The sequence below is a fragment of the Gibbsiella dentisursi genome (assembly GCF_039539505.1).
Lineage (GTDB): Bacteria > Pseudomonadota > Gammaproteobacteria > Enterobacterales > Enterobacteriaceae > Gibbsiella > Gibbsiella quercinecans.
On the sequence record NZ_BAABDG010000007.1, the window covers coordinates 536331 to 554363 of the forward strand.

Consider the following 18033-nt stretch of genomic DNA (forward strand, 5'->3'; position numbering starts at 1 on the left):
AGGCAAAAAAAAGCCGACTTCAGCGCCGGCTCAAATGTTATTTGGTACCAAATATTTTATCGCCCGCATCGCCCAGGCCCGGCACGATGTAGCCCTTCTCATTCAAACACTGGTCAATGGCGGCGGTGTACAGCTCAACATCCGGGTGCGCTTTTTCCAATGCGCGGATACCTTCCGGCGCGGCAACCAGCACCAGCACTTTAATGCTGTTACAGCCGGCTTTTTTCAGCAGATCGATGGTGGCAATCATTGAGCCGCCGGTCGCCAGCATCGGATCGACGATCAGCGCCATACGCTCTTCGATATTGGACACCAACTTCTGGAAATACGGCACGGGTTCCAGGGTTTCTTCATTACGGTATACCCCTACCACGCTGATGCGCGCGCTGGGCACGTGTTCCAGCACGCCATCCATCATCCCCAGGCCGGCGCGCAGGATCGGCACAACGGTAATTTTTTTCCCTTTAATCTGGTCAATCTCAACCGGCCCACACCAGCCCTCAATGGTCACCTTCTCGGTTTCCAGATCGGCGGTCGCTTCATAGGTCAGCAAACTCCCCACTTCAGAAGCCAGCTCACGAAAGCGTTTGGTACTGATGTCATGTTCACGCATCAGGCCCAGCTTATGTTTCACCAGCGGGTGTTTCACCTCAACGATCTTCATCATTTTTCTCCTATTAAGGCGGTTGACGGCCAAAAAATCGCGGGATTATACCGCCTTTTTGGGGCTGTGCCATCCACGCGAGCCCGATCGGGATCAACAAAAGTTTTAATAATAGATCACCCCGCAGATAATTACGGACGATGAAGATTACCAGGTCAACGTCTTCCGGCCGCTGTTCGTCGGCGAGTCACGCGATCCAGAAAACACTGTCGCCCGCCACGCGGTAGCGTGTTATCTGGGCCAATCTTCCGGTCGGGAGTTCTCCACGAACATCAACGAAGTGTTCCCGGTCATTACCTGAGGTCAGTATGTGGCGTTTAAGAGCTCACCCCTTCGGGGCCAGCGCTAGCGCTGTTCAAAAACGCTTTTGCATTTTTGTCCTGCAACTCGAATTATTTTGGGTATAGATTTCGTCAGTGACTACATCACCGTGATCCCAAATCATTGCAGAGATCCAACGCCACGTATTTCTGTTTGAACCAAAATCAAAAAAACTCATTCTATTGATTTAAATCAATAAAGAATCATTTGATGTTTCATCCGTAAAGGAATGCAAGGTGACAATTAGCGTTCTAATAATGAGAAGGGAACTCACTGAATGGCTATACCTGTTTATTTATGGTTAAAGGACGATGGTGGAAACCCCGTCAAAGGCTCTGTAGACATACACCAACGCGAGGGAAGCATAGAGATAACCGCGCTAGCTCATGCCGTATCACTCCCTACCGATGATCGGTCCGGCAAGATAACGGCACCTCGCGAACATGCGCCCTTTATCCTCACCAAAGCGCTGGATTCTTCCAGTCCGTACCTTTATCAGTTCGTTACCTCCGGGAAACGCTTAAAATCCGCCGAGCTTAAATTCTATCGCATTAATTACGCCGGACAGGAAGAAGAATATTTTAACGTACTTCTTGAGAATGCCCGTATTACCTGTGTCGTACCGTTTATGGAAGATGTCAAAGACCCGGACTACGAACGTCACGATCACCTTGAAGTGCTCGAAATGACGTATGAGAAAATCACCTGGAAATATTTGGAAGGCAATATTATTCACTCTGATTCCTGGAAAAAGCGCAGCGCGGCATAGGAGAACAACACATGGCATGGATATACCACCAAAGTACCGGCGAGCTGTGGCATAACGGTAAGTTAATCGGTAAAGGTTATTCGGGGAATCTGACCAACAAAAACAATCCAGATCGGCAGCATGTTAAAGGTATGGGGCCAATACCTCGCGGCACTTGGCATATTGGCGGGCATACTAATTCAAAGGGGCCATTTACCATAATTTTGACGCAAACATCTGGCGAAAGTTATGGACGTTCTCTGTTCCGTATCCACGGCGAGAGGAAGCCGCCGAAAGTACCTGGATTCGCCTCTGAGGGCTGTATAATACTTGGGCCGGTTATTCGCACAAAAATCATTCAATCACCGGATAAGTTACTGGAGGTAGTAAGATGATTCGGCGAACCATCTTGCTGATCGCCTGCATTATCTCGTCCTCATGCATGGCATCGTCAAAAGAATGGAGCGTTTATATTCAACTGATAGAACGGGCAGACAACAAAACACTCCATGCATTGCCGGGGAAAATTGACAATATTGGTGATACCCTCGACGCTGAGCACACAGAGGAACTGACGACAGCTCTTAGCATGGCGCTGATTAAAGACCCTGTATCTGTCATTAACGCAACCAAATCACTCGACATCAGCACCGACCCCTTAAAGCAGCGTTTCGGCACATCAATGATATGTGGCATACCTTTAATCACACATGCAAATCAGATAAAGGTTGAGGAGTATTTCGCGAAGGCAGAGCCAGTGCTGGAAAAGGCTGGAACTCCTGCCGCAGAATGTCTAAGTAACATGCGTGACGTGATTGACGAGATCAGACAAGAAACAGCACAAACCCCAACAAAGTAATCCGCAGAACAAACCTGGCTGATGCCAGGTCAGACTGCGGACAAAGGGGCGAGGCCCAGGGAGGGGCCGAGTAACCAAGCCAACATACCTGCAACTTGAAGTATGAAGGATATAGAAGGCGAAAAAGCCGGCCGAGGGCATAAGCCACTCGCAAACGATTGCCTGCGCTGTTAGAATTGCCGCGCATTTTCCGGTATCAACGCCGGAAGCACAGTTTTCAAACAGCAAACCGCCGTGGGGATCGCGCAGTGACCGACAAAACCTCTCTCAGCTATAAAGACGCAGGCGTGGATATCGATGCCGGCAACGCATTGGTAGACCGCATCAAAGGTGTAGTAAAACAGACCCGCCGCCCGGAAGTGATGGGTGGGCTGGGCGGTTTTGGCGCCCTGTGTGCGTTGCCGCAAAAATACCGAGAACCGGTGCTGGTCTCCGGTACCGACGGCGTAGGCACCAAGCTGCGTCTGGCGATGGATCTGAAACGCCACGACACCATCGGTATCGATTTGGTGGCCATGTGCGTTAACGATCTGGTGGTGCAAGGCGCAGAGCCGCTGTTCTTCCTGGATTACTACGCCACCGGCAAGCTGGATGTCGATACCGCGGCCAGCGTCATCAGCGGCATTGCCGAAGGCTGCAAACAGTCCGGCTGCGCCCTGGTGGGCGGCGAAACCGCTGAAATGCCGGGCATGTATCACGGCGAAGACTACGACGTGGCGGGCTTTTGCGTTGGCGTGGTGGAAAAATCAGAAATCATCGACGGCAGCAAAGTTCAGCCTGGCGACGTGCTGATCGCCCTGGGCGCTTCCGGCCCGCATTCAAACGGCTACTCGCTGGTACGCAAAATTCTTGAGTTCAGCAACACCGATCCCACCGGGGTTCAGCTCGAAGGCAAGCCGCTGGCCGATCACCTGCTGGCGCCAACCAAAATCTACGTGAAATCGGTGCTGGAACTGATCGCCAATCACGAGATCCATGCTATCGCCCACCTGACCGGCGGCGGTTTCTGGGAAAATATCCCACGCGTGCTGCCGGAAGGCGTACAGGCGGTGATCGATGAATCAAGCTGGCAGTGGCCGGCGGTGTTCAACTGGCTGCAACAGGCCGGCAACGTCAGCCGCCACGAAATGTACCGCACCTTCAACTGTGGCGTCGGTATGGTCATCGCCTTGCCGCAGGCCGAAGCTGATGCCGCCATCGCACGGTTGAACGCCGCAGGTGAAAAGGCCTGGCAGATCGGTAAACTGGCCGCTGCTGCTGATGAACAGCGCGTGGTTATCGCGTAATGAAAAAGATCGTGGTGTTAATCTCCGGCCAGGGGAGCAATCTCCAGGCGCTGATTGACGCCTGCCAGCAGGGGCGCATCGCCGCCGAGATCGTCGCGGTGTTCAGCAACAAGGCGCAGGCTTACGGCCTGCAGCGCGCCAGTGAAGCCGGCATTGCCACCCAGGCGCTGGATAACGGCGCCTTTGCCGATCGCGCCGCGTTCGACGCCGCGCTGGCAGACGCTATCGACGGCTACCAGCCGGATCTGGTGGTGCTGGCCGGCTACATGCGCATCCTCAGTGCGCCGTTCGTGCAGCACTATGCCGGGCGCATGCTGAACATCCACCCTTCCCTGCTGCCCAAATACCCTGGCCTGAATACTCACCGTCAGGCTATCGACAACGGCGACAGTGAGCACGGTACCTCCGTGCACTTTGTCACTGAACAGCTCGACGGCGGCCCGGTGGTGTTACAGGCCAAAGTGCCTATCTTCCCCGGCGATACAGAGGAAGAGGTGCTGGAACGGGTGCAAACCCAGGAGCACACGCTCTATCCGCTGGTGGTAAGCTGGTTTATCGACGGGCGCCTGGAGATGCGCAACGGCGGCGCCTGGCTTGATGGCCAGCTGTTGCCGGCGCAAGGCTATGCGGCCGATGAGTAGCCCCAAAACCTAAATTCTCCCTCAACGGCACCCGTAACGGTGCCGTTTTTTTTCGCCAGAATAATCGCGCCACGGGTATACTTGCCCGTATAACAGCCAAGAGGAGCCAGCATGTCCAGCACCAGCCACGTTAGATTGCGCCCACTGGAACGGGATGATTTAGCATTTGTTCACCAGATGGACAACAACGCCAGCGTCATGCGCTACTGGTTTGAAGAGCCTTATGAAGCCTTCGTTGAACTTTCCGATCTGTACGACAAACATATTCACGATCAGAGCGAGCGCCGCTTTATCATTGAGCATGAGGGCGCCAAGGTGGGGCTGGTAGAGCTGGTTGAAATTAACCACATCCACCGCCGCGCCGAGTTCCAGATCATTATCGATCCGGCCCACCAGGGCAAAGGTTATGCCAGCACCGCCGCCAAACTGGCGATGGAATACGGCTTCTCGGTGCTGAACCTGTACAAGCTTTACCTGATCGTCGATAAGGAGAACCCCAAGGCGATCCATATCTACAGCAAGCTGGGGTTTGAGGTTGAGGGCGAACTGCTGGATGAATTCTTCGTCAACGGTGAATACCGCACGGTGCTGCGCATGTGCATCTTCCAGCCACAGTATCTGAAGAAATTTAAACCCCCGGCTGGCCTGGGCAAATAAATAACTTCACCAAATAGCAGATCACTTGAAGGACACTCGGCCCAGATTGGGCGATCTGCTCAATCGCCAAACATCACAAAGCGCCTGATAGACGGTGTGGTGGGCCGGTTTCGATCCGCTGTGGCAACAGCCCGGAATATACGCGTGGCGAGTGATATCCCCCTCATCCGTCAAGTTGCAGGTGTGTTGGCTTTATTACTCGGCCCATCCCTGGGCCTCACCCCTTCGGAGCCAGCGCTAGCGCTGTTCAAAAACGCTTTTGCATTTTTGTCCTGCAACTCGAATTATTTTGGGTATAAACAGGAAAAATAATGCATACTTTCTAAGCTGATTTTAGTTTTTCAAACATATTTAAACATTCAACATCATCCATTACTGAAACCTCAAGCAATATAAGGGAAAACCAGTTTCAGACAATAACGATGAATATAAAAAACCATCATCAACAAACACTTGATAAATAATTAAAACAAATAAAAAAACGGGAATGTATCACTAGAAAAAATTAAAACTGCCGCTAATGAATTAATTCTCATTAACAGGTATGATGCCGTCACTCTCTGCACAGAGAAATAACCATATTGGCGGCAACCGCGGCCCAATTAACGTTAGCTCACCCAAACAACATGTATAATTACAATATATTATGGTATGTCTGGATCTCATGGAGTTCTTTGATTTTTGTCTGGTCAACCCGGCTTATTCTGGCGGCGCTCCCCCCACAGGCGGCGATCATCATTGCTGTTTCAATCCACGTATTGTTATTGGTTCACCTCGCGTTTAAAACAACAAGGAAGAGAATTATGCAAATATTCAACAAGCAGAAAAACAGCACGGAAAAAACGCTGCCTGCCGAAGTAAAACCACCAGAAAACCCAGGCATACTGCTGCCGGAGCCAGAAACGCCGCTGGCCGCAAGCGGCGTAAAAACCACCAAGGACACCGCTATATCACAGGGCATGAAGCTAACCGGCACGCTGGAAGGCCAAGGCAATATTATTGTCGAAGGTAAAATAGAGGGCAAAATCCACTGTTCACACCAGGTGCGCATTGAGCATAGCGGCCTGGTTACCGGGGAAATCCGCGCCAAGCACATCACCATCAATGGCACTGTCGAAGGGCAATGCCACGCCGCTACGCTGATTATCCAGGCGAAAGGCAGCGTTCATGGGGAAATTTTCAGCGATGATTTTTCGATTGAGAAAGGCGGGAAATTTATCGGCCAATCGCAGCTCGCGCAACAAGCGCCGGCTAAACCAGCTGCACCGCCGAAAGGCGCCGCCGGCAAAACCGGGGGGCAGAGCCAGCCGGAACCGGCCGCCAGCCCGGCGCTTCAGCCGTAGCGCCCGGTGATGTAATCCTCGGTCTGGCGCTGGCGCGGCGAAGTGAAAATACTGTCGGTGTCGCTGTATTCCACCAGGCGGCCCTGATGAATAAAGGCGGTGTAGTCAGACACGCGCGCCGCCTGCTGCATATTATGGGTCACCAGCACCACGCTGTAGCGCTGTTTCAACGCCGAAATCAGCTCTTCAATCGTCAGGGTTGAAATAGGATCAAGCGCCGATGTCGGCTCGTCAAGCAGCAGCACTTCCGGCTCGATGGCGATCGCACGGGCGATCACCAGCCGCTGCTGCTGGCCGCTGGAGAGGCGAAACGCGTTCTCGCGCAGGCGATCTTTCACCTCATGCCACAGCGCCGCAGCCCGCAGCGAACGCTCCATAGCTTCGTCCAGGACGCGCCGATCGCGGATACCTTGCAGCCGCAGGCCGTACACCACATTTTCATAAATCGATTTGGGAAACGGGTTGGGCCGCTGGAACACCATGCCTACCCGACGGCGCAGCGCGGTAACGTCGGCCTGCGGGCTAGCAATATTCTCGTCATGGAGCCGAAGCTCCCCTTCGATACGGCAGTGTTCCACCAGATCGTTCATGCGATTAAAACAGCGCAACAGCGTGGATTTGCCGCAGCCGGAAGGGCCGATCAGCGCGGTAACCCGGTATTTCGGGATCCGCAGTGAAATGTCATGCAGCACCTGCTTATCGCCGTAGAACAAACTCAGGTTATTCACGGCCAGCGCCGTTTGCTCGTCGCTAAGTTGCTGTACATTCAGGCGCGGCAAACTGCCCAGCGTCACAAAACCCATTACACGTTCCCCAAAAAAGTGGTCATTATTACCCGGCTATAGCGCCTCTGGCGATCCTAGACGTAACCGCGGCTCACGCCCTCATTACGGAGCACGGCTTATCCCCATGCCCGGTATTTTTCCCGCAGCGAATGGCGAATCCCCATCGCGGCCAGGTTCAGCCCCACCACAATCACCACCAGCAAGAAGGCGGTGGCGAACACCAACGGCCGCGCGGCTTCAACGCTCGGGCTCTGAAACGCCATATCATAAATCTGGAAGCTCAAGTGCATGAACTTCCGCTCCAGGTGCAGATAGGGGAAAATACCGTCCACCGGCAGTACCGGCACCGATTTCACCACCCCCACCAGCATCAGCGGCGCGGTTTCCCCCGCGGCGCGCGCCACCGCCAGGATTAGGCCGGTCATCATGGCCGGCGCGGCCATCGGCAGCACAATGTGCCACAACGTTTCCGCCCGGCTGGCGCCCAGCGCCAACGATCCCTGGCGCAACGCCACCGGTATACGCGATAGCCCCTCTTCGGTGGCGACAATCACCACCGGCAGCGTCAACAGCGCCAGCGTCAGCGCGGCCCACAGCACGCCCGGCGTGCCGAAGGTCGGGTTCGGCAAAGATTCCGCATAAAACAACTGGTCGATGCTGCCGCCGATCATATAAACAAAAAAGCCCAGGCCGAACACGCCGTACACGATGGAAGGCACCCCGGCTAGGTTCACCACCGAGATGCGAATCAAGCGCGTCAGCAGGTTATTCCCGGCGTACTCATGCAGGTACACCGCGGCGATAACGCCGAACGGCATCACCACGATCGACATCAGGATCACCATCAGCACCGTGCCAAAGATGGCGGGAAATACGCCGCCTTCGGTGTTGGCTTCGCGCGGGCTGTCAGTCAGGAATTTCTTCACCTGCGCCGCCCAGTGGGCCACTTTCTGCCCAAAGCTCATGGTATTCGGATACCAGGCATCCCGCACCTGAATCAGCGGGATGGTATGAATCTGGCCGGACATATCGCGCAGTTGCAGCGCATCGCGATAACGATCGCGGTTTAACCCTTCCAGCGCATCCGCCAACTGCCGGTACTGGCGCTGCAATTCTGTCCGCTCGGCTTTGATCGCGGCCTGCGCCCCAGCGTCCAGGGCGTTTTTAGCCGCCAGGCTTTTCTCACGCAGGCGCAGGGATTCAAAATGCTGATTGACCTGCGCCATCGCGCGGAACTGGATATCGTACGCCTGGCGCGACAGTGCGGCGATCTGCGGCAAACGCTGCATCAGCGTGTGGCCCAGATCCCGCCCGGTAAGCGGTTGGCCATCCTCCAGCAAGCCCACCAAATAGCCGTAGGCGGTACCGTTGCTGTTCCGCTCCAGCACGATCAGATCGCGCGGCGCCGTTTGCCGGCGCACGTCGTCAGCCAGCAACGTGCGGAAATCCTGCCCGCTGGATTCGCGGTTGCCGACCTTAATCAAATAACGGGTAAAGGCCGGTGCGTCGCCAGCCGGCATGGTGATACCCGCCGCCTGCAGTTGGCGGCGGGAAATGCTTTGCTGTTGGTACAGCTCGCCGATCACAGTTACCGGGCCGGCGGCGCTTTGGTTTAGCTCAAACTGGTACACCGGGCTGGGCCAAAAATAGCGCATGCCCTGCCCGGCCAATAGTGCCAGGATACCGATTAACGCCAGCAGGCTGACCGCCACCGATGCCGCACTGAGCCAGACCCACGGCGCGCCAGAATTTGCCCAACGCTTCATGGCGCCTCCTGATTGACGGTATAACGCTTGCGTAACCGCAGACGAATGGCTTCCGCCAGCGTGTTAAACACAAAAGTGAACATGAACAGCACCAGCGCGGTCAGGAACAGCACGCGGTAGTGGCTGCTGCCGGCGACGGCCTCCGGCATTTCAATCGCGATGTTGGCCGCCAGGGCGCGCAGCCCCTGGAACAAGCTGCCGTCGATGATCGGCGTATTGCCGGTGGCCATCAGCACGATCATGGTTTCGCCCACCGCGCGGCCAAAGCCAATCATGAATGCGGAGAAAATCCCGGCGCTGGCGCACGGCAGCGCCACACGCGTCACCGTTTGCCACGGGGTGGCGCCCAACGCCAGCGAACCCTGCCACAGCACCGTGGGCACGCTAAATAGCGCATCTTCCGCCAACGAGAAAATAACCGGCACCAGCGCAAAGCCCATCGCCACGCCGACCACCAGTGCATTGCGCTGATCATAATCGTCGCCCAGCCAGAAATGCATCGGCTCGCCGAACAACTGCTGTTCCAGCCATGGCCCGGCGCTGAACGCCAGCCAGACACAACCCGCCACCACCGGCAGCAGCAAGAGCAAATCGCCACCGGGCGGCAAACGGCCACGGGTAATGCGTTGCGCCACGATGCTGCACAGCAGCACCGCCGCAGTGAGCAGCAGCGGCAACGCCAGCACCGCCAACAAGTAATGCTCAATCAACGGCGCCAGCCAGATACCGGCGACCAGACCAATCACCACCGTCGGCAAAGCGCCCATCACTTCGATCGCCGGTTTCACCACCCGGCGCAGCTGCACCGACATAAAGTAAGCGGTATACACCGCGCCGGCCAACGCCAGCGGAACGGCAAACAGCATGGCGTAGCCCGCCGCCTTGAGCGTGCCGAAAATAATCGGCACCAGGCTGAATTTGGCCTGATAGCTGTCTTCGCCGGAGGTGGACTGCCAGACATAGGCCGGCTGGGGATAGTTTTCATACCAGACTTTCTGCCACAGCGAACGCCAAGTGACATCGGGGTAAGGATTATTCAGGCGATAGTGCTGCCAGCCTTCGGGGGTTTCCAACAGCAGGCCGTCGCCACGCGGCGCAAAGGCCATGCGCTGGCTGCCGGCCGGTACACGGCCAGTCAGCAACGGCCGAGACTGCGCGCCGGTAAACAGCGCAAAATCCCCGTTAGGCTGCAAGGTGGCGAACACCCGGCGGTAGGGTTCCGCCACCGTAATCGCCCCTGGCTGCGCCTGGTAGTCAAAGCGCTGCACCGCCGTCAGTTGCCGGCGCCCGGTCTTTTCCACGTCGAACCATTCATGCAGGCTGCCGTCCGCCCCCTGGATCAACAGCGCGCTGCCGCCGGGCAGCGCCGTCAGATGGTAAGGTGCCTGCGCGCCAAGATCGCGGGTTTCGCTCGCCTGCGCCAGGGCGCCGGCAAGCGCATAACGCAGCAACTGGTTGCCACTCAGCAGGTAAAGCTGGCTGCCGTCCGGCGCCAGCACCAGCTGTTGAATATCGTGTTCAAGCGGGATTTCATTCAGTTGCGGTTCGCCGTCGCGGGTATAGCGCACCAGCAGCAAACGGCGATCGTCAGTCACCGCCGCCAGCAGGTAGTGCCCGGCACGAACCTGGGCCAATGCCAGCAGTTTGAGCGCATGCCCGCGCCGATCCAGCGCCCACGGCCGCGCCCCCAGCGGGAAACGCCACTGCGGCAAGGCGCTGTTGGCGGCGGCGAAATCAGCGGCAACCACGACGACGCGCCCGTCCGCCTGCGCCAGCGCGAAAAGATCGCGCTCACCCACCGCCTGTGCCAGCAAGGCCGGCGAGTTGAGCAAAGGCTGCGGCGGCAATAGTGATGCACCGGCCGAACCGCTCGCTTCGGGGTTCATGCGATAAAACCGGCCGTTACCGTCTGGATCGATGCGGTAACCGATGCGCTGCTGCACATCCATGCCCAGCGCCAGCGCCGGGCCGGCGACCGCCAGCGGCTGCGCCTTGCCCATGGTGGCCGGCTTGAACAGTGGAAACACGGCAAACAGCAAATAGACGAAAATGAGCAGCAACACCATCAGCACCAACCCACCGCTGATCGTCACTGCCGCCTGTACGCCATAATCGACGCGCGAACGCAGACGATCCCGGGGGTGTTGCTTTGCCTTCATTTGAACCATGTCTTTTGCCGTTGCTTCCCTAATCACGCTTATGCCATAAGATAACCGGGCATCTTATGTCAGTTTTGTGACATTTGCATGACAAAGTCATTCAGCGCCAAGTCGTAGATAAGTTGGACTTTCCTGTCAATCTCTCGCAATAATATTGTAGGACACTAGGTGATGTCCCACCATTGCGCGTAAGCACCACTGGCGGTATTTGTGCGGTCGGCAACGCCCTGGCGCACAAACTCAGCGGAGAGTAACGCCAAAACGCGGCGAATAGCCACGGATTAACCGTGGCCGCGCAACAGGCGGGCACTGTCTAACGCGGTATCCAGCCACGCTGGGCCGTCATCTAAACTCTCCCAATGATTGAACTGGAGTGGTAATGGGTCAGGAAAAGCTCTACATCGAAAAAGAATTAAGTTGGTTATCCTTTAACGAACGGGTTTTACAGGAAGCCGCTGATAAGAATAACCCCCTGATTGAACGCATGCGGTTTCTTGGCATTTACTCCAATAATCTTGATGAGTTTTACAAAGTCCGTTTTGCCGATCTCAAACGGCGTATTCTAATCAATGAGGAACAGGGTTCCGCCGGCGCCTCCCGCCATCTGCTAAAAAAAATCCAGGCCAAGGTGCTCAGAACCGATCAGGAATTCGACAGCCTGTATAATGAGCTGTTGCTGGAAATGGCGCGGAACCAGATATTCCTGATCAATGAGCGCCAGGTGTCGGAAAATCAACAAACCTGGCTGCGCCAATACTTTAAACAACATCTGCGCCAGCACATCACGCCGATTCTGGTGGACCACGAAACCAACCTGGTGCAATTCCTGAAGGACGATTACACCTATCTGGCGGTCGAAATTATTCGCGGCACACAGATTGATTACGCCCTGCTGGAAATCCCGGCCGACAAGATACCGCGGTTTGTCAATCTGCCGCCGGAATCGCCGCGCCGCCGCAAGCCCATGATCCTGCTGGATAACATTCTGCGTTACTGCCTGGATGAAATATTCAAGGGCTTCTTTGACTACGACACGCTCAACGCCTATTCCATGAAAATGACGCGTGACGCGGAGTACGATCTGGTAACGGAGATGGAATCCAGCCTGCTGGAGCTGATGTCATCAAGCCTGAAGCAGCGCCTGACTGCCGAACCAGTGCGTTTTGTTTACCAGCGCGATATGCCCAAGGAAATGGTCGAGATGCTGCGCGAAAAACTCGGCATCTCCAACTATGATTCGGTCATTGCCGGTGGCCGTTACCATAACTTCAAAGACTTTATCGGCTTCCCCAACGTCGGCAAGGCCAACCTGGTCAACAAGCCACTGCCGCGCCTGCGGCACATCTGGTTCAACAAGTTCCGTAACGGCTTTGATGCCATTCGCGAGCAAGATGTGCTGCTCTACTACCCTTATCACACCTTTGAACATGTGCTGGAACTGCTGCGCCAGGCATCGTTCGATCCCAGCGTGCTGGCGATAAAAATCAATATTTACCGCGTCGCGAAAGACTCGCGCATTATTGATGCGATGATCCACGCCGCGCATAACGGCAAGAAAGTCACTGTGGTGGTAGAACTGCAGGCGCGTTTCGATGAAGAGGCCAATATCCACTGGGCAAAACGCCTGACGGAAGCCGGCGTGCACGTTATCTTCTCAGCGCCGGGGCTGAAAATCCACGCCAAGCTGTTCCTGATTTCCCGGCGTGAAGGCGATGAAATTGTACGCTATGCTCATATCGGCACCGGTAACTTCAACGAAAAAACCGCGCGTATCTACACCGACTATTCGCTGCTGACCGCCGACGCGCGCATCACCAACGAAGTCCGCCGGGTGTTCAACTTCATCGAAAACCCTTACCGGCCGGTCTCCTTTGATTACCTGATGGTGTCGCCGCAGAACTCGCGCCTGAAACTGTACGAACTGATCGACAACGAAATCGCCAACGCCAAAGCCGGCGAACCGGCCGGCATCATGCTGAAGATCAACAACCTGGTGGATAAAGGCCTGGTGGATCGGCTGTATGCCGCCTCTAACGCCGGGGTGAAAATCCGCCTGTTGGTGCGCGGCATGTGCTCATTGATCCCCAACCTGCCGGGCGTGAGCGAAAATATTCAGGTCATCAGTATTGTTGACCGTTACCTGGAGCACGATCGGGTTTACGTATTTGAAAATAAAGGGGACAAGAAAGTTTATCTCTCCTCTGCCGACTGGATGACACGTAATATCGACTATCGTATTGAAGTGGCAGTATTGCTGCTGGATCCCACGCTGAAACAACGCGTATTAGATATTTTAGAGATCCTGTTCAGCGATACGGTAAAAGCCCGCTATCTTGATAAAGAACTGAGCAACTCGTACGTTCCGCGCGGCAACCGCCGCAAGGTGCGCTCACAGGTCGCCATTTATGACTATTTAAACGCACTGGAACAACCAGAACAGTAGGCCAGCCACTATGCCGTTAAACCACACCATTACGAACAAACCGCAGGAAATTGCCGCCATCGATCTTGGCTCAAACAGTTTTCATATGGTAATTGCCCGCGTCGTCAACGGCGCTTTACAGGTTTTAGGCCGTTTGAAACAACGGGTACATCTGGCTGATGGGCTGGACAGCAACAATGTGCTCAGCGATGAAGCGATTGAGCGCGGCCTGGCCTGCCTGGCGCTGTTCGCCGAGCGCCTGCAGGGCTTCCCGGCCGAGAACGTCACCATTGTCGGCACCCATACCCTGCGCCAGGCAGTAAACGCCGAAAGTTTCCTCAAACAGGCCGCCGGCGTGATCCCCTACCCGATCGAAATTATTTCCGGCCAGGAAGAAGCCCGCCTGATCTTTATGGGTGTGGAACATACCCAGCCGGAAAAAGGCCGCAAGCTGGTGGTCGACATCGGCGGCGGCTCCACCGAACTGGTGATTGGCGAAGACTTTGAACCGTTGCAGGCGGAAAGCCGCCGCATGGGCTGCGTCAGCTTTGCCCAGCAATTTTTCCCGAACGGCGAAATCAGCAAGATCAATTTCAAACGCGCGCGCCTGGCCGCCGCACAGAAACTGGAAACGCTGGCCTGGCAGTACCGCATTCAGGGCTGGCAATATGCGCTTGGCGCCTCCGGCACCATCAAGGCCGCCTATGAAGTGTTGGTCGCGATGGGCGAAAAAGACGGCCTGATCACGCCGGATCGGCTGGACATGCTGGCCGAACAGGTGCTGCAATTTAAAAACTTCAGCGCATTGAGCCTGCCAGGACTGTCGGAAGACCGCCAGTCGGTGTTTGTGCCGGGGCTGGCGATCCTGTGCGGCGTGTTCGATGCCCTGGCGATCCACGATCTGCGCCTTTCCGACGGCGCATTGCGTGAGGGCGTGCTGTATGAAATGGAAGGCCGCTTCCGCCATCAGGACATCCGCAGCCGCACCGCAAAAAGCCTGGCCGACCATTACAATATCGACCGTGAACAAGCCCGCCGCGTGCTGGATACCACCGAATTACTGTATTCCCAGTGGATGGCGCAGAATACCAAGCTGGTGCACCCGCAGTTGGAAGCCCTGCTGAAATGGGCAGCCATGCTGCATGAGGTGGGGCTGAGCATCAATCATTCCGGCATGCACCGCCATTCCGCCTATATTTTGCAAAACTCCAACCTGCCGGGCTTCAATCAGGAACAGCAACTGCTGTTGGCCACGCTGGTGCGTTTCCACCGCAAGGCGATCAAGCTTGATGAACTGCCGCGGCTGAACCTGTTCAAGAAGAAACACTATCTGCCGCTGGTGCAGTTGCTGCGCCTGAGCACGCTGCTCAACAACCAGCGCCAGTCCACCACCACGCCGGAAACGCTGCGGCTGAAGACCGATGACAACCATTGGACCCTAATCTTCCCGGCCGGATACCTGGCGCAGAACAACCTGGTGCAGTTGGACTTTGAGCGTGAACAGGCCTACTGGGAGGACGTGGTCGGCTGGAAGCTGATGATTGAGGAAGATAGCACGCAATAGCGCCCACGGCGTTAACCGCCAGGCCCGCTAACGGGCCTGGCATTAATCCTGGCTGGGCAGCGCCGCGGCCGGTAACAGCGTTTCCAGCGGCGCAGGCTTGCCCAGCAAAAATCCTTGCATATAGTCAACGCCCAGCGCCTTCAGCGCTTCATACTGCTCTGCGGTTTCAACGTATTCTGCCACAATCGTCAGGCGCTTCATCATCGCCACCTTGCAGATAGAGGCAATAATCTGGTAGTTAACCGGGTTGGTCAGCATGTCGCGAATAAAGCTGCCGTCAATCTTCAGCGTATCCACCTGCAGATCGTTCAGGCGATCGTAACTGGCATAGCCGGTGCCAAAATCATCCAGCGCGATATGGCAGCCCAACTGCCGCAGCTCGTGCAGCGCGGCGGCGGCACACTGCTGATCCTGCATCAGATGCGATTCGGTCACCTCCAGCACCAGTTGGTAGGGCTCAATCTGATACTGGTGCAGCAGTTTACTCACCTCCTGAAGCAACAGCGGCCGGCACAACGACAACGGCGACAGGTTAACGGAAAAACGGATGCTGGGCAGTTGCTCCCGATGTTGCTGCATAAACATCAGCGTGTGCTGCAGCACCCACAGATCCAGCCGGTAGATCAAACCGAACTCATGCACCACCGGCAAGAATTCATTCGGCGGCACCAGCGCCCCTTCATCATCGCGCATGCGCAGCAACACTTCGTAGTAGCGATCGCCACGCACGCCGTCGATGGGTTGCGCCATCAGCACAAAGCGATCGTTATCCAGCGCGTCCTGGATCCAATGCAGCAGCGCCACCTTACGCTTGAGGGTATCCTGCACCTGGCGCTGCGCACGATGGGAGCACTCTGGGCGCCCGCTGGTCAGGGAAATCTCCGCCAGCGAGCTTAATTCCCCCAACAGCACATGCAAATGCGCAACGTCCGCGCATATGCCGCAGTAGCTGATGCCGATCGGCGGATGAATCGGCAGGCCATTCCACACCAGGCGGTATTTCTCCAGCAGATCGCTGACGGCCGCGACCTTGTGCTCAGCGTCATAGCCGTTCAGGCGCAGCACCAGATCATAGCCGGGCAGGTGATACACCCCTTCCCCGCTTTCCAGCACCGACAGCAATGCCTTCGCCAACTGCTGTTTAAAGCGAATGCGCAGCAGCATGCCGTAGTTGCGGCTGAGAATATCCAGCTCGGCCACACGCAAAAAACACAGCGTTGAGCGCGGCGCTTTGGCCAGGTCGCGCTTGAGCGCGCGTAAATTCGGCAGGCCGATAACCGGATCCTTGCGCGAGGCGTCCTGTGCTTTCTGATACACCATGCGCTGGCGGGTATTGATCACCGAGGTTAAAAAAATGCTCAGGGTGAACGCCACCATCATGGAAGAGATAAAGGCCAGGTTGTGCAGCAAGTTGTTCTGCGGCACAAACGCCGCATGGTTAAAGAACAGCACCAGCAAAGTGCTTGACCAGATAATGCAGTTCAACCGAAAGCCAAAGCGCAGCGAGCCGTAGAGCATCACCGGCAGCAGCAGCGTCAGGCTATAATCACTAAGGAACAGGTTGGCGGAATCGCCCCCACGGTAGATCAGAATAAACACCAGCCCTGCCAGCACCAGCAGCCAGAGTTGTAGCTCGCTTCTTTTCGCGCCGGGCGCCACTTCGTGGCCTAACCGGCACCACAACACCTTGGCAAAGCGCGGCTTGCTGACGATACGCAGCAGAAAATAAAACAACGGCATGGCGGATAAACCGCCGAGCAATAGCGCCTGAAAATTGATCAACGCCCGCAGATAGTTGGCATTGCCGCCGATCATGCCCAACTCATCGGGTAAAAAGCCCATGCCGATGGCAAGCTGCAGGCTGGGAATAAAAAACAGCGGCGGCAGCAACGCCAGCCAAATCAAACGCGTTTTTGCCAAACGCAGATCGTCAATCGGCGCGCACCAATGGCGGTGTGTCTGGCTGCGGTAGCCCAACCAGCAAATGCCCAGGCTAAACAGATAAATCAGCAACACCAGCAGGCCCATCTCCAGCCCCAGGCGGCTGGCATAGCGAATGAACAGCGCCAGCGCGATGCCCGGGAGCGCCAGCCAGTCATAGACCATAAGCAAAGAAACACACACCGCCAACGGCAGATAAATCAAATAGATTTTGGCTTCTGGCAACATCAGGCGCGGCGAAAGTAACCCGGCTAACGGAATAATCAGCAGGCTGCTGATAATAGGTTGCCCCCACCACCGATAACGCAATTTATTCCATTGTTGCAAAATATCCATGCAATACAGTTTCCACTGAAGCGTCACTCATTTCATTACACACCCTGGTTCGGCGCGTTGCCAAACACCGGCAATAATGGCAGAACATGCGGCCATCTGCACGATGATCTGCTATATCAAGCACTATAACGACTAAACAATGTCTAAACATCCGCCAAAGCATTCATGAAATGAATAGACATTATTTGTTATCGCCGATTAAGATTATGATTCGAATTATTGGGGCGGTTGATCATGACTTATTCATGCAATGAATATTAATGGCCAAGCAATATATCTGGGGTTATAAATGCGAAAAAGAACCACGGGGCAAATGACGAAAATCGTGTTGCTGGTTAGCTTTATCATTTTAATCGGCCGCTTGCTGTATGCCGCAGTGGTCGCGGTGCCCCATCATCAGGAAAAAAAACGCGCGCCGCTGCAGCAAAGCAGCGAACAGTATGATGCTTCAGAGGGGAACCTCTGAATCCCCCGCGCAGGCTTTACGCCACTTTCATCAAAATGACCCAAGCACTGGCTATGCTCCAGGCTGTAAGAGCGG

The 18033-nt window shown here is 55.7% G+C and carries 15 protein-coding genes; 10 read left to right on the forward strand and 5 right to left on the reverse strand.

The window, feature by feature from the left end; all coding sequences use genetic code 11:
- Positions 1–37: 37 nt before the first annotated feature.
- On the reverse strand, positions 38–664 hold the full coding sequence (upp, locus tag ABFX35_RS16680) for a uracil phosphoribosyltransferase (protein WP_095847760.1): 627 nt from the start codon (positions 662–664) through the stop codon (positions 38–40).
- A 598-nt stretch (positions 665–1262) separates the two neighbouring features.
- Between upp and tssD the strand changes: the two genes are divergently transcribed.
- The 7 genes from tssD (at position 1263) to ABFX35_RS16715 (ending at position 6519) form a co-directional block, all read left to right on the forward strand.
- Complete coding sequence (tssD, locus tag ABFX35_RS16685) at positions 1263–1754, forward strand: type VI secretion system tube protein TssD (RefSeq protein ID WP_279024007.1); 492 nt, start codon at positions 1263–1265, stop codon at positions 1752–1754.
- Between the two features lie 11 nt (positions 1755–1765).
- The gene (locus ABFX35_RS16690; protein ID WP_279024005.1) at positions 1766–2128 is read left to right on the forward strand and encodes a tlde1 domain-containing protein; all 363 of its coding nucleotides are present in this window, start codon (positions 1766–1768) and stop codon (positions 2126–2128) included.
- Positions 2125–2592, forward strand: coding sequence for a hypothetical protein (locus ABFX35_RS16695; protein ID WP_279024003.1), 468 nt, complete (start codon positions 2125–2127; stop codon positions 2590–2592). Before ABFX35_RS16690 ends, ABFX35_RS16695 begins: the two co-directional genes overlap by 4 nt.
- A 248-nt stretch (positions 2593–2840) precedes the next feature.
- Entirely contained in the window at positions 2841–3878 is a 1038-nt protein-coding gene (purM, locus tag ABFX35_RS16700) for a phosphoribosylformylglycinamidine cyclo-ligase (protein ID WP_346082221.1), read from the forward strand.
- On the forward strand, positions 3878–4519 hold the full coding sequence (gene purN, locus ABFX35_RS16705; RefSeq protein ID WP_095847754.1) for a phosphoribosylglycinamide formyltransferase: 642 nt from the start codon (positions 3878–3880) through the stop codon (positions 4517–4519). The genes purM and purN overlap by 1 nt, the downstream gene beginning before the upstream one ends.
- 111 nt (positions 4520–4630) lie before the next feature.
- Entirely contained in the window at positions 4631–5176 is a 546-nt protein-coding gene (speG, locus tag ABFX35_RS16710; protein ID WP_121553765.1) for a spermidine N1-acetyltransferase, read from the forward strand.
- Positions 5177–5979: 803 nt separating this feature from the next.
- Complete coding sequence (locus ABFX35_RS16715) at positions 5980–6519, forward strand: bactofilin family protein (RefSeq protein ID WP_346082222.1); 540 nt, start codon at positions 5980–5982, stop codon at positions 6517–6519.
- Here the strand turns inward: ABFX35_RS16715 and pstB are convergent.
- From pstB to ABFX35_RS16730, 3 genes are all read right to left on the reverse strand, one after another.
- Positions 6510–7322 carry a phosphate ABC transporter ATP-binding protein PstB gene (gene pstB, locus ABFX35_RS16720; RefSeq protein WP_346082223.1) on the reverse strand — a complete coding sequence of 271 codons (813 nt, stop codon included), beginning with the start codon at positions 7320–7322 and terminating at the stop codon, positions 6510–6512. The genes ABFX35_RS16715 and pstB overlap by 10 nt on opposite strands.
- A gap of 98 nt (positions 7323–7420) precedes the next feature.
- Positions 7421–9070 carry a phosphate ABC transporter permease PstA gene (gene pstA, locus ABFX35_RS16725; RefSeq protein ID WP_346082224.1) on the reverse strand — a complete coding sequence of 550 codons (1650 nt, stop codon included), beginning with the start codon at positions 9068–9070 and terminating at the stop codon, positions 7421–7423.
- Positions 9067–11238, reverse strand: coding sequence for an ABC transporter permease subunit (locus ABFX35_RS16730; RefSeq protein WP_346082225.1), 2172 nt, complete (start codon positions 11236–11238; stop codon positions 9067–9069). The genes pstA and ABFX35_RS16730 overlap by 4 nt, the downstream gene beginning before the upstream one ends.
- A 370-nt stretch (positions 11239–11608) precedes the next feature.
- Between ABFX35_RS16730 and ppk1 the strand changes: the two genes are divergently transcribed.
- Complete coding sequence (gene ppk1, locus ABFX35_RS16735; protein WP_346082226.1) at positions 11609–13672, forward strand: polyphosphate kinase 1; 2064 nt, start codon at positions 11609–11611, stop codon at positions 13670–13672.
- Between the two features lie 10 nt (positions 13673–13682).
- A complete protein-coding gene (gene ppx, locus ABFX35_RS16740; protein ID WP_346082227.1) occupies positions 13683–15215 on the forward strand; it encodes an exopolyphosphatase in 1533 nt (510 codons plus the stop codon).
- A gap of 42 nt (positions 15216–15257) precedes the next feature.
- On the opposite strand, the gene ABFX35_RS16745 is transcribed toward ppx, so the two are convergent.
- Positions 15258–17492, reverse strand: a complete 2235-nt coding sequence (locus tag ABFX35_RS16745; protein ID WP_346082228.1) for an EAL domain-containing protein — start codon at positions 17490–17492, stop codon at positions 15258–15260.
- 289 nt (positions 17493–17781) lie between these two features.
- Between ABFX35_RS16745 and ABFX35_RS16750 the strand changes: the two genes are divergently transcribed.
- Complete coding sequence (locus tag ABFX35_RS16750) at positions 17782–17958, forward strand: YfgG family protein (protein WP_095847744.1); 177 nt, start codon at positions 17782–17784, stop codon at positions 17956–17958.
- Positions 17959–18033 lie beyond the last annotated feature (75 nt).